Below are 12,958 nucleotides of genomic sequence, written 5' to 3'. Positions count from 1 at the left end.
GACCCAGACACGCTACGTTAGACATCGAAGATCACTGGGAAGTGGTCACTCAAGACCAACGTATCGATCACAAATCCCTCAATCACCGCGCCGCTGCGAACCATATAGTCGAGCTTTTTATCCGATTTCCAACGTGTTGCCTTGTCTGGCGGGCAAAGATTGCCCGCTGGCACGCCGCCCGCGCCCCATTCATCGGGCTGTCGGTTATAATCTCCTGCGGCGTCCCATGAATTTCCCGCAGCGGTGGCGGCATTAACATTTGTGACCAAGGTTGGTGCATCCGCCCCGCCCCCACTTTGTGCATGGAGTGTAAAGGTCTCTTCCGTCCCGAACCGCACCCCGATTGCAGGTCGGCCTCCGGCATTCGCGACATAGCGGAATTCATCTGGCAGATCCTTTGTCACAACAGCTAGATTGACCCTATTTCCCGCCGGATCCGTTTGCACCCAAAGGACGTAATACAGTGGAACGCCCGGTTGCCATGTCAGAAAAGACCAAGCCACAGCAGGTGCAATACCGCCCGCCCAAGTCGGTGCCGGCGGGGGCGGCGCATAGGCAGCGGACGATGGCGGAGCCGCCCCGGCCTCTTGCAAGCAGAGTATGTCGGCCTCTGCCTTCGTTAACAATTGCTGCACACCATCGACCCATTTGCTATTTGAGCTATGGGTCGCGCCTTCCATATTCCAAGTAATAACACGTGTCATAAAGCTCTCCCTAGAATCGATACACAGCAATGATAGTCGAACCCATAAGAATACCGGCTAATTATTTTATGGATTTGATTTTTAAAATACTTCAGAAATAAGGCGCAAAGAACATATTTTGCGCCCTCAACAGTTTTCACGCACACGGAATTTATATGGAGCCGACCACAAACACGGCAGGCGACCACAAGAAGTGAATTGCACAGGCGCGTATGACGGCCTCGGCAAATGCGTTCCCAAAAACCTTATGAGGCTGGCTGCCGAGATTTGCGCATGATGACGCGGATCAAGCCCCGCCCAATCATCCTATGCAACGCGCGTCTCAGATCTTGGGACCTACTGTCGCGAAACGGCGACCTTGCGGCACATCATAACGCCCGCGCGGCCAACACGGCCGCAAAAGCCGGCAACGTGAGGGCATCCGTGATCTCGCCAACTCGCTCAGGCGTGAAATAGCCCTCATCGTCCAACAGGTTTACGGTTGCACGAAGTTCGCCGCCGCTGACCACGGGCAGATTGAGCACCGACGCGCAGCCAAGTGCGCCGATCAACTCATAATCCGGAAATACCTTGGCGATGTCATCCAGCGTATTGGCGATAAAACTCTCATGCCGATCATGCACGATCTCGAACCAGTCATTGCGCTCGATCGGTTTCGTTCCGGACGTTGGGTATGCTTCGGGCATGTTGGAATAAGCGCGCCGCGCAAGACCAGCCTCCATATCCACTGTCATGACCGTCCAAAGCCGCACGGGAACGCGCGCCGTGCTGAGGCGGTAAAGCGCCTCGAACACCTGATCCTCGGTGCGGGCGGCGGCCATATCGGCAACGAAGCAGCGTTGCACAGCTTGCGGCGTGGGGCGATCAGATTGCATTACTGGTTGGTCCTTTTTCGTAAGATCACGCCCCGCCGCTGGCGGCATAGAGCGCCTGCGCATACGGGTCTGTAAACGCGCCGTCATGCAGCGCCGTCGCTGGCGCAATTTCGACAATCCCGCCCTTATTCATCACCGCCATGCGTTCGCAGAGGAAACTGACAACCGGCAAGTTGTGTGTGACCATCAGATAGGTCAGCCCACGCTCCGACCGGAGGCGCTTCAAGAGATTCAATATCTCCGCCTGCACGCTCACATCCAGGGCACTGGTGGGCTCATCGAGCAACATCACCTCGGGCTCCAGCATCAGCGCGCGCGCGATTGCCACACGCTGCCGCTGACCACCCGAGAGCTGGTGCGGATAGCGAAACCGGAACCGACGGTCGAGGCCGACATCGGCCAGCGCCTGCTCAACCTTCGCGTCCTGCCCGCCGATCCCATGGATCGCCAGCGGCTCGGACAAGACGGCATCGACGGTCTTGCGTGGGTGAAGCGAGCCATAAGGGTCTTGGAACACCATCTGGCAGTGCTTGGCCAATGTCCGGTCAGGTCGGTGACTGCCCGGGCGGCCGAGGATTTGCATCTCGCCTGTCCATTCTGGCGCCAACCCGGCAATCGCCTTGAGCACCGTGGATTTACCCGATCCGCTTTCGCCGACCAGCGCAAAGCTTTCGCCCTCGGCCACGTCGAAACTGACCCCATGCACGACACGTTGCCCGTCATAGGCGATATCGAGGTTCTTTAGCGAGATCGCTGTCATGTACCGGCCCATGCATTGCGGTCCATCACCGGAAGCTCAGCACGCGTTTCACGCATCTGAGGCACGGCGGCGAGCAGGCCCTTGGTGTAGGGGTGGCTGGCGGCATGCAACGCGCTGGCGTCGCAGGTCTCAACCACGCGGCCCGCATTCATGACCAGAATCCGATCGCAATAGCGGGCCACCAACGGCAGGTCGTGACTGATCAGGATCAGACCCATCCCGTGATCTTTTACAAGATCATCGATCAGGCGCAGCACGTCGCCCTGAACGCTCACATCCAACGCGCTGGTCGGCTCATCGGCGATCAACAAGCTTGGGCGCGGGATCAGCATCATCGCGATCATCACGCGCTGCCCCATTCCACCCGACACTTCATGAGGGTACAGGCCCGCGACACGGTCCGGGTCGTCGATTCGGACGGCTTCCAACATCTCATGCACCCGGGCGCGCATCTCGCTGCGTGGCAAGCGTTCGTGAACGCGCAACGCTTCCTCAATTTGGGTGCCGACCGTCATCACTGGGTTCAGCGAATATCGCGGGTCTTGCATGATCATCGAAATCCGCGCGCCACGAAGCGCCCGCATCTGACGCTCGGACAGGTTCATCAGGTCCCGGCCTTCGAAGCTGATCTGTCCAGCGACGCGCCCCGGAGACCGGATCAAACGAAGAATCGCACGCCCCGTCATCGACTTGCCGGACCCGCTTTCGCCGACAATGCCAAGGCGTTCGCGGCCCAGATCGAAGGATATCCCGTCGACGACCTTCACCCGGCCATGCGACGTGGGGAAGCTGACCTCCAGGTTCTCAACGGACAGCAGGGTCACGATTTGCCCTCCGATTTCGGGTCAAGCACATCGCGGAGGCCATCGCCCAGAAAACAGAAGCCAAGCGAGACGACGATGATGGCGAAACCGGGCATCGTGGCGACCCACCATTGATCAAGAATGAAACTCCGCCCCCGCGAGATCATCGCGCCCCATTCGGGCAGCGGCGGCTGCGCGCCCAGGCCAAGGAAGCCAAGACCCGCTGCGGTCAGGATAATGCCCGCCATATCCAGCGTAACCCGGATGATCATCGACGAGGTGCAAAGCGGAAGAATGTGCCGGGTGATCAACCGTGTGTGGGAGGCGCCAAGCAGGCGGGTGGCGGCGACGAATTCCGAGTTGCGGATGGTCAGCGTTTCCGCCCGTGCAATCCGCGCATAGGCGGGCCATGTTGTGATCGCGATGGCGATGATCGCGTTTTCGATCCCTGGCCCAAGGGCGGCGGCAAAGGCCAACGCCAGAATCAGTTTCGGCATCGATAGGAACACATCGGTCAGCCCCATCAGCACCCGATCGGTCCAACCACCGAAATAACCCGAGATCGCCCCGATCAGCAGACCTAGAGGTGCAGAAATCACCGCCACCAGACCAACGATCAAGAGCGTGATCCGCGCGCCATAGACCACGCGGGAAAAGATATCGCGGCCCAGTTCATCAGTCCCCATCCAATGCTCGGCCGAGGGTGGCATGAGCCGGTTTGACAGGTCCTGTCCAACCGGACTTTCCGATGCGATCCAGGGTGCGAAGATCGCGGTCAGGATCAGCGCAAGAATGATCAGACTGCCCACCACGGCCAGCGGGTTGCGCATCAGATCACCGGCGACGCGATAGGCCCGCCCGGCGGCGGCCTGACCGCGTGAGGCGGGGCTATCATCGATTAACCAGGCGCGCATCTATCGGCTCCTCGGGTCGAGCAAGCGGTAGAGCACATCCGACACTTTGTTGATGAGAATAAAGACGGACCCGATGACCAGCGTCGCACCCAGAACCGCATTCATATCGGCGTTGAAAAGCGCCGTGGTCAGGTAGTTACCAATCCCAGGCCAAGAAAACACCGTTTCGATCATGACCGAGCCTTCCAGAAGTCCGGCATAGGAGAGCCCGATCACGGTGATCAGGGGCACCCGGATCGCACCGAAGGCATGGACCCAGATCACCCGCCATTCTGGCACGCCTTTGACCCGCGCGGTGGTGATGTATTCCTGGCTCAACTGGTCGAGCATGAAGGAGCGGGTCATCCGCGCGATATAGGCGAGGCTGAAAACGCCCAGGATCGTGGCGGGCAAAATGATGTGCGATAACGCGCTTTGGAACACGTCCCAATCGCCATCAAGCAGACTGTCCACGGTCAGCAGGCCCGTCACGGTCGGCGTGATCCCGTCATAAAAGATGTCGACGCGCCCGGGGCCAGAGACCCAGCCCAGTGCCGCATAAAAGATCGCCAGGCCGACCAGGCCGAGCCAGAAGGCCGGCACGGAATAGCCCAGAAGGGCGAAAACCCGGATGATCTGATCGATCCAACGACCCTGATGTGCCGCGGCCAAGACACCTGCGGGGATACCGAGACCCACGCCGATGATGATCCCGAGCGTGGCCATCTCTAGCGTTGCGGGAAAAACCCGGGCTAGGTCTTCGGCAACGGGGCGGTTGGTCGAGACGGACATGCCGAGGTTGAAATTCAACACATCCCAAACATAGCTGCCAAATTGCGCGATCAGCGGGCGATCCAGGCCCATGGCGACACGCGCAGCCTCATATTGCTCCGTCGTTGCCCGATCCCCGACCACGGCAAGAACCGGGTCAATCGGCACCACGCGACCGATAAAAAAGGTCAGCGCTAAAAGGCCCAAAAAGGTCAACGCGACAACCAACACAAAGCGCAGGAGCGCGACCACCGGGCCGGCCAACGCGATCTGTCTTTTCGGCTGCGCGATCATCGGGTTCTCGCCTCTCTCGCCCGCGGCATGGTCCAATCCTTTCAGCGGGGGTGCCACATTTTTCTTGGTTTTGGCAAATAGTTTTGCTTAGATCAAAAAAATTATGATGAACCGAGGGAGTCTGATGGCGCGGCCAAAGCCTAAAAGTGACCCGAATTTAGGTGCGCTGATCCGCAAGCGGCGGAAGCAGCTTGACCTGACGTTGCAGGCGCTCTGCGATGATGCGGGCCTCTCGGTCGGCTATCTCAGCCAGGTGGAGCGGGGTCATGCGACGCCGTCGCTCGGCACATTGGCGCAGATCGCTCAAGGTCTCGATGTGGGGTTAGAATACTTCATCGCGACCCCGAAACCGGCCGATAGCCTTTCGCGCGCGGGAGCGCGCCCGCAGTTTTCGCTTGATGGGTCGTCGATCATCTACGAGTCGCTTGGCGCAGAGTTTCCCGGGGCGGAACTGTCTTCCTACATTCTGCATGTCCCGCCCGGCTATGCCTCGGAGACCGTCAGTCACGAAGGTGAGGAAATCATCTTCCTTCTCGACGGCGAAATCACCCAGATGCTCGACGGTCAGAGCTTCATTCTCCAACGCGGGGACAGTCTGCATTATAGCGGCTCAACCCCGCATTCCTGGTCGAACCAGACCAAGACACCCGCGCGTATCCTGTGGACTGGCACCTTGTCGGTTCTGCAGCGCAAAGGCGCGGTCAAACTGCCTGAAATGACACCGGCCAATACCAATGGCTAAAGACCGAAACGGAGGTTTATCCCAATGAAACTGCTAAAACCCGCCCTATTGGCGGCGGTGCTGGCGCTGCCGCTGGCCGCACCTGCCACGTATGCCGACACGCCCCCTGAATTGCTGGTCGTGGCCCAGAACATCGACGACATCGTCGCGATCGATCCGGCCCAGGCCTATGAATTCACCTCCGGCGAGTTGGTCACCAACACTTATGACCGTCTGGTCCAATATGACGCCGAGGACACGACGGTGCTGGCCCCCGGTCTCGCGGCCGCTTGGGAGATCGACGCCGAGAACAAGACAATCACCTTCACACTGCGCGACGGCGCTGTTTTCCATTCCGGCAATCCGGTGCGTGCGGAAGATGTGGTGTTTTCTTTCTCGCGTGTGGTTCAACTAAACCTCACTCCGGCGTTCATTCTGACACAGCTTGGCTGGACCCCCGAGAATGTCGGCGAGATGGTCACGGCAGACGGCAACACAGTCACCGTGCGCTATGATGGCGACTTCTCGCCCGCCTTCGTGATGAATGTGCTGGCCGCGCGACCTGCCTCCATCGTCGATGAAGTGACTGTCATGGCCAATGAGGTGGACGGCGACATGGGCAATGCCTGGTTGAACGCCAACACCGCGGGCACCGGCCCCTTCGCGCTTACTGCCTTCCGCCCGGCGGAGCTGATCCGGATGGAAGCCAATCCCGACTATTTCAACGGTGGCCCGGCCATCGAAGGCGTGATCATTCGGCATGTGGCGGAATCGGCCACGCAACAACTCCTGCTAGAATCCGGTGATGTGGATTTGGCGCGGAATTTGACGCCGGACCAAGTGGCCTCGCTGGATGGCGAAGGCCTGCGGGTCGACACCTTCCCGCAGGCGGCGGTCCATTTCCTGTCCTTCAACCAAGCTGTTGATAGCCTGACGCCCCCGGCGTTTTGGGAAGCGGCCCGTTATTTGGTCGATTATGAGGGGATGACCAACTCGATCATCGCCGGTCAAATGGAAGTTCATCAGGCGTTCTGGCCCGAAGGCTTCCCAGGTGCGCTGACCGATACGCCCTACAGCTATGACCCCGACCGCGCTCGCGCGATTTTGGAAGAGGCTGGTGTGGACCTGCCGATTACCGTGTCGCTTGACGTGATCAACGCCGCGCCCTTCACCGATATGGCGCAGTCGATCCAGGCGAGCTTTGCCGAAGCTGGGATCAACTTCGACATTTTGCCCGGCACCGGCAGCCAGGTGATCACCCGCTATCGCGAGCGGAGCCACGAGGCGATGCTGCTCTATTGGGGCCCGGACTTCATGGACCCGCATTCGAACGCGAAAGCCTTCGCCTACAACTCGAACAACGATCAGGACGCCTATGCCGCGACCACAACCTGGCGGAATTCCTGGGCGGTGCCTGCGGAGATGAACGAGATGACGACGGCAGCGCTCACCGAAACCGATCCGGCGGCGCGCGAAGAGATGTACCTGGAGCTGCAGCGCCAGGTGCAGGAAAGCTCGCCCATCGTGATCATGTTCCAGGCGTCTTATCAGGTGGCCATGGCGGAGAACGTGTCGGGCTACGTGAACGGCGCAACATCTGACTTCGTGTTCTACCGTCTCGTCGACAAAAACTGATCTCTCCCTGCCGCTGGCCCCTTCGGGGGCCGGCGGTTCTTTGTTCCAAGGACAGCGTCATGGCCCTCTATCACGACCGTATTGCCCGGCTGCGCGCCCGGATGACCGAGACCGGCACCGATCTGGTGGCGCTTGGCCCCACAAGCCATATGCGCTGGCTTTCGGGTGCCGATCCGCATGGGGATGAACGGCCCGTGATGCTGTTGGTCAGCCAGGCCCATGCCGGGTTTTTGATGCCCGCGCTTAACGCAAACTCGGTGCGACAGGTGACGGACCTGCCCTTCGAAACCTGGGCCGATGACCAGGGGCCGGGCGCGGCCTTGGACCGGTTGCTGGCAAGCTGCGAAGTTACTGGCGCAGATCAAACCGTCGCTTTGGATGAGGCGATGCGCGCCGATTTTGCACTGTTGTTGCTCGACGCGCTGGACGCGCCCAAACGCAGGTTCTCAGACGACACACTCGGGCATCTGCGTGGCATGAAAGACTCCGCCGAAATATCCACTTTGCGGGACTGCGCCCATCTGAACGACGTGGCCTGCCAGGCCGGGTTTGCCGCGCTCCGCGAGGGCATGACGGAACATGACGTGGCACAGGTGATTCACGATCATTACAAGGCAAATGGCGCGACGCCCGAATTCACCATTGTGGCCTTCGGCGCAAACGGCGCCTTCCCGCATCACCACACTGGCGATACACGCCTCGCCGAGGGCATGGCCGTGCTGATCGATACCGGGTGTCGAATCAATGGATACCCGAGTGATATGACCCGCTGCGGATGGTACGGATCGGCACCCGACCCAGAGTTCCTACGGGTAGCCGCCGTGGTCGAGGAGGCGGTCCAAGCGGCGCTTGCTGTCGTTCGACCGGGCATCCTGGCCAAAGAGGTGGATGCCGCTGCGCGCGATGTGATTACCGCGGCCGGATATGGCGACTATTTCGTGCATCGGACAGGCCATGGGCTGGGCATCGATGTGCACGAACCGCCCTATATCACCGCCACATCCGAAACCGTTTTGCGGGAAGGAAACGTCTTCTCGATCGAGCCTGGAATCTACCTGCCAGGGCGCTTCGGCATTCGATTAGAAGACATTGTGACAGTAGCCCCGGCCGGCGCAGAAATCCTCTCGTCTCTTCCGCGCGATATCTGGGTACCCAGCCGTTAGAAGCTGAAGCAACATTCGCATGCGATGAAACCCGACGGTTTGGCGGAGGTTGAAACTGTTCTTTCAATGTGGAGACAATCCCGGACGCGGCCACACGTGTTCTCCCGCATCGCATGCCCAGCCAGAACAGCGGCTTCGGCCAGCGATCAGCATCTTTGAAGCTTGGCGAACGTCAAAGCATTTCTGAATATGCGCTAGTCGCGCAATCCGAGAAATAAGCGCCGTCCCCGAATCTAACCACTTTCGTAACCTCCTACGTCAGAATCATTGGTTAGAACGATCAGGTCTCTGCTGGTCGATAGGAAAAAACACCTGAAGAGATAGTTGCAATCGAAATTAATGGGTATGACGTTTGGGGTAAGTCACGAACGAACTCCGAGGGACAAAATGAATACGCCGAATGGATGCCCGCAATGCAGCGGCTTTGGTTGGGTTGTATGTCTCTGTGACGGAGATAGGTGCACTTGCGAGAACTATGGCGAAGCATTTTGTCCAACATGCGGTGGCAACGGGAAAATGCTGTCAGCACACATCGCGGAAAATGACGCCAGCGCCCTCGACCCAGCATCGGCCGTCGAGACCGAAACTCCAAAGTTGGATGAAACGGAGGGCACGACCGAACTGCCAAATGAGATCAGGCTTGATCACCCGCTGGTTGGCGCGATCCTGTCTGACGATGACGAAGAGATTCCGATCGACCTGACGGAAGCCGACATCGATGAAGAATATGCGTTCGGAACATAGGTCCCGGACCGTTCTTTGACACTGACGAAACAGGCACATGAAGCCAGAGAGTATGCCTGGTCAAAGAATCGAAATGCCGCGCGAACCATCTAACGGCAGCGTCCTGGAAGCGGCAGCGCAGTTTTCCAACGCGCGCATCTTCTCAGCACCTCCACAGCAGACATTAACGTTAGACACCGTACCAAAGTGAGCGGTCAGGATCATTCAACGTTCGGAGTACAAACGGCGATGATTCTGGTGGCCAATTTGGGGCAAAGAACGGGCTGGCAATACATGGCTGGCACTCCTAAAACCACCCCCGCGAAAGGCAAAGATATGAAAGTGATCCGCCGGTTTTTGGGGCGTAGAGCGAGCGCCGAGGTGGTAACCTCGCACAGCACGAGCACGGAGCCCCCCGCGCCCGAGCGTGACGTCTATGTTGTGGGCGATATCCATGGGCGGCTTGATCTTCTCGAGCGCCTGCTAGAGGCGATCGATGCAGACCTCACAAAGAGGGCGATTGAAGACCCGCAGTTGGTCTTTGTAGGAGACTACATTGATCGGGGGGACCAAAGCGCCGAGGTCCTTCGACGTTTGAGGGAACTTGAGATGGCGCATTGCGACAATGTCGTTTGCTTGATGGGAAACCATGAGCGGATGATGCTGGACTTTATCGACAATCCGCCACGCTATGGACCGCGATGGTTGCGGAATGGAGGCTTGCAGACATTGGCTAGCTTTTCCGTCTCCGCCGCAGGCGTTGGCGAAACTGTTGCCCCAGAAGTCTTCATCAACCTATCCGATGAGTTGCGAGACCGAATTGGCAAAAATCTAGAGGCCTGGGTAAGACACCAGCCATTGGTTTGGAATAGCGGAACCCTATGGGTCGTCCACGCCGGCGTTGATCCTGCAACTCCAATGCCGGACCAGAACGCGAAGGCCTTGCTTTGGGGGCATGGCGACTTTTTCAAATCCGGACGAGCGGATGGGCAATGGGTCGCTCATGGCCATACGATCATGGACCATCCGCTAGCCGATAATCATAGGATTTCGGTTGACACCGGGGCCGTCTATACCAGCCGCTTAACCGCCGCCCTAATCCGACAGAATGGATCGGTCAGCTTTATAAGCACCTAAGATGACGCCGAACCGATCGTCTTCGACTTCGGCGAGATTTGGCCTATCAGCGCCAGAAACCCATCATTTGCCATCTCGGATCAAGACCGTCCGCAAAGTCTTCACAAAGATGCACCAATCGAGAGCGAAGCCCGCATCACGTATATATTGCAGATCCAACTCCGCTTTCCTTTGCGTCGCGGCAACCCCCTCGGCATAGCCGTGTTCGACCTGTGCGAGGCCACTGATACCTGGCCGGATCATGTGGCGCTCACGGTATCCAGGGATCTGACGCACATACGTGCGGGCATGCGCAAAATAATCCGGACGCGGTCCGATCAGGCTCATATCTCCCTTCAACACATTGATTATCTGAGGCAATTCATCAATACGCGTCTTCCTGAGACATCTGCCCAACGGTGTGATCCGGTGACAATCGATTGGGTCATCTGCGCCGCGCCGAGCGCTCTCCTTTGTGGTAGTCCTGGAAACCATGGTCCGAAACTTAAGAACGTGAAACGCGCGACACCCCCGACCCATTCGGATCTGGACGAAAAACAGCGGCCCGGGATTGAAAAACGGATTGAGCAAGAGCAGCGCCGCGGCGATCAGCAACATGGGGCCAAGCAGGAAAAGTGACCAAATTATGTCAAAGAACCGCTTGAACGCCCAGAATACCCGCCGCCCTCCGATCGACTCATTCGTGGGTCTGCCTTGCGATAAGGCGCGGCGTACCAACAAAGTCTCATAGCGGGATAGAAAGACAGCTTTTCTAGTGTGGTATCTGTACCTAAGAGCCCGAACCGGGCTGTCTTCAGGACTGGGAGCAGACATCGTCAACCTATCAATGAGAAATAGACGCAGATTTACGCCCGAAAAGCTTACCTAAAAGTTAGGCACGCCATCGACTATTGCTCCAGTTTGGTTTTTTTCGGAGAATCGCACTCCTTAATCTTTGATAAACGAAATGCCCCCCCCAATAAAGAGGGAGCTCCGGGACCGTGACAATAAGTCGACCAACCGCCGACGCCGGGTAGCTAGAGAGCCGTGCGGCGGAATTGAACAGACCTTGACTGGAAGCGGTGGATCGGTCACGGCAATGATGGAATGTGAAACGACGTTGCTGACGCGATGAGGCCTCGATGAGATTTCTTTTTTCTGCAGTATTTGTTTTCCTTACCCTGTCTGGCTGCGGCGCGGCATACTTCTCCTCGGACGTGCAAGAGAGCGCGGATGCCAATGTTCGTGTGATCCCAGTGACGCCGGAAACGGTGCTTGCAGCGAACCGATCAAACTACAATCCGCAAAGCCTTCCCGCCGCGTTTTCGGTTATTGCGGACGGTCCGAACCAACCACGCGGAGTTGGGGCTCTGCCGGACCCCGTGTTTTACCCGGAAACACGGCCCGCGGTGCTAGAGACAAGGCTTCCGGCACCTGCGCAACCCGAACCCTACACCATCGGCGTGGGGGATGTTGTTCTCCTCTCGACATCTCAGACCGCGACCAGCGTCGAAGAGCTTTCAGGTCTTCTGGCCGCACAAACCGGACGACAAGGATACACAGTTCAAGACGACGGTGCGATTTCCATTCCAGATGTTGGGCGCATTTCAATCGGCGGCATGACGCTTGAAGAGGCCGAAGATGCCGTGTTCCAGGGTCTAGTTGAAAACCGGGTCGACCCGACCTTCAGCCTTGAACTGGCGGAGTTCAACTCGCGCCGCGTGTCGGTTGGTGGGGCGGTCGCATCACCCGGTATCGTGCCTATCACGCTGCAACCGCTTTATCTGGAAGAAGCCCTGGCCAGGGCCGGTGGGGTGGAGGTCCGCGCCCGCGATGGGGCGACGGTGCGACTCTATCGCGACGGATCACTGTTCCAGATACCTGCCAGCGAACTCTACTCTGGAAGCGGTTTGCGAAGAGTCCTCTTACGCGATGGAGACAGTGTCTTTGTCGACACATCCTTTGATCTCGATGCGGCCGAAGCCTATTTCGAAGAGCAGATCACGTTGATCCAAGTGCGCCAGCAAGCGCGGACACAGGCTTTGCAAGAGTTGCAGTTCGAGATGTCTCTCCGACGCGACGCCCTTGAAGAACAAAGAAGCAATTTCCGCGACAGGTTAGAATTCGGGGCAGAAGATCGCGATTATGTCTATGTGATCGGAGAGGTGGGCACCCAGTCGAGATTTGCCTTACCTTACAACAACACGGCTGTTCTGGCCGATGCGTTGCTCGAAAATGGCGGCGTGACACCAGCCACAGGCAATCCGGGCCAGATTTACGTCCTGCGTGGACCACAAGACCCCAGAGATTTCGCATCGATCACTGCCTTGCATCTGGACGCAACGAATGCGGTGAACTTCTTGTTGGCAACCCGGTTGGAACTACGGCGCGGAGACGTGATTTTCGTGGCAGAGCAACCTATCACACGCTGGAACCGCGCGCTTCAGCAGGTCATTCCAACGCTGAATGTATCAAACAACCTGGCCAACTGACCACGGCT

At 58.4% G+C, this 12,958-nt stretch carries 13 protein-coding genes; 6 read left to right on the top strand and 7 right to left on the bottom strand.

Going from position 1 to position 12,958, the window contains the following annotated elements; genetic code table 11:
* Positions 1 to 17 precede the first annotated feature (17 nt).
* From GTF44_RS02240 to GTF44_RS02215, 6 genes are all read right to left on the bottom strand, one after another.
* On the bottom strand, positions 18 to 704 hold the full coding sequence (locus GTF44_RS02240; RefSeq protein WP_171557200.1) for an endonuclease/exonuclease/phosphatase family protein: 687 nt from the start codon (positions 702 to 704) through the stop codon (positions 18 to 20).
* A gap of 368 nt (positions 705 to 1,072) precedes the next feature.
* The gene (locus GTF44_RS02235) at positions 1,073 to 1,579 is read right to left on the bottom strand and encodes a GAF domain-containing protein (protein WP_171557199.1); all 507 of its coding nucleotides are present in this window, start codon (positions 1,577 to 1,579) and stop codon (positions 1,073 to 1,075) included.
* Between the two features lie 25 nt (positions 1,580 to 1,604).
* Entirely contained in the window at positions 1,605 to 2,339 is a 735-nt protein-coding gene (locus GTF44_RS02230) for an ABC transporter ATP-binding protein (RefSeq protein ID WP_171557197.1), read from the bottom strand.
* Positions 2,336 to 3,166 (bottom strand): ABC transporter ATP-binding protein, encoded by an 831-nt coding sequence (locus tag GTF44_RS02225; RefSeq protein WP_367383365.1) that lies wholly within the window; start codon positions 3,164 to 3,166, stop codon positions 2,336 to 2,338. Before GTF44_RS02225 ends, GTF44_RS02230 begins: the two co-directional genes overlap by 4 nt.
* Positions 3,160 to 4,056, bottom strand: a complete 897-nt coding sequence (locus GTF44_RS02220) for an ABC transporter permease (RefSeq protein ID WP_171557194.1) — start codon at positions 4,054 to 4,056, stop codon at positions 3,160 to 3,162. Before GTF44_RS02220 ends, GTF44_RS02225 begins: the two co-directional genes overlap by 7 nt.
* On the bottom strand, positions 4,057 to 5,100 hold the full coding sequence (locus GTF44_RS02215) for an ABC transporter permease (protein ID WP_145212661.1): 1,044 nt from the start codon (positions 5,098 to 5,100) through the stop codon (positions 4,057 to 4,059).
* Positions 5,101 to 5,224: 124 nt separating this feature from the next.
* On the opposite strand from GTF44_RS02215, the gene GTF44_RS02210 reads away from it, so the two are divergent.
* From GTF44_RS02210 to GTF44_RS02190, 5 genes are all read left to right on the top strand, one after another.
* Positions 5,225 to 5,842 (top strand): helix-turn-helix domain-containing protein, encoded by a 618-nt coding sequence (locus tag GTF44_RS02210; RefSeq protein ID WP_145212664.1) that lies wholly within the window; start codon positions 5,225 to 5,227, stop codon positions 5,840 to 5,842.
* 24 nt (positions 5,843 to 5,866) lie between these two features.
* The gene (locus GTF44_RS02205) at positions 5,867 to 7,456 is read left to right on the top strand and encodes an ABC transporter substrate-binding protein (protein ID WP_171557192.1); all 1,590 of its coding nucleotides are present in this window, start codon (positions 5,867 to 5,869) and stop codon (positions 7,454 to 7,456) included.
* A 59-nt stretch (positions 7,457 to 7,515) separates the two neighbouring features.
* Positions 7,516 to 8,619 (top strand): Xaa-Pro peptidase family protein, encoded by a 1,104-nt coding sequence (locus GTF44_RS02200; protein ID WP_171557190.1) that lies wholly within the window; start codon positions 7,516 to 7,518, stop codon positions 8,617 to 8,619.
* 516 nt (positions 8,620 to 9,135) lie between these two features.
* The gene (locus tag GTF44_RS02195) at positions 9,136 to 9,363 is read left to right on the top strand and encodes a hypothetical protein (RefSeq protein WP_171557189.1); all 228 of its coding nucleotides are present in this window, start codon (positions 9,136 to 9,138) and stop codon (positions 9,361 to 9,363) included.
* 273 nt (positions 9,364 to 9,636) lie between these two features.
* Complete coding sequence (locus GTF44_RS02190; RefSeq protein WP_253261132.1) at positions 9,637 to 10,479, top strand: metallophosphoesterase; 843 nt, start codon at positions 9,637 to 9,639, stop codon at positions 10,477 to 10,479.
* A 63-nt stretch (positions 10,480 to 10,542) separates the two neighbouring features.
* Here the strand turns inward: GTF44_RS02190 and GTF44_RS02185 are convergent, their stop codons facing one another.
* Entirely contained in the window at positions 10,543 to 11,292 is a 750-nt protein-coding gene (locus GTF44_RS02185; RefSeq protein WP_171557187.1) for a sugar transferase, read from the bottom strand.
* A gap of 308 nt (positions 11,293 to 11,600) precedes the next feature.
* On the opposite strand from GTF44_RS02185, the gene GTF44_RS02180 reads away from it, so the two are divergent.
* Positions 11,601 to 12,950 carry a polysaccharide biosynthesis/export family protein gene (locus GTF44_RS02180; RefSeq protein ID WP_171557185.1) on the top strand — a complete coding sequence of 450 codons (1,350 nt, stop codon included), beginning with the start codon at positions 11,601 to 11,603 and terminating at the stop codon, positions 12,948 to 12,950.
* Positions 12,951 to 12,958: the final 8 nt, after the last annotated feature.

It is taken from the genome of Roseobacter sp. HKCCD6576-2 (genome assembly GCF_013179285.1).
In the GTDB taxonomy this organism is placed as follows: Bacteria; Pseudomonadota; Alphaproteobacteria; order Rhodobacterales; family Rhodobacteraceae; genus Rhodophyticola; species Rhodophyticola oceani.
Note: the sequence above shows the minus strand (reverse complement) of the source record. Positions and strands in the feature narration are given on the sequence as shown.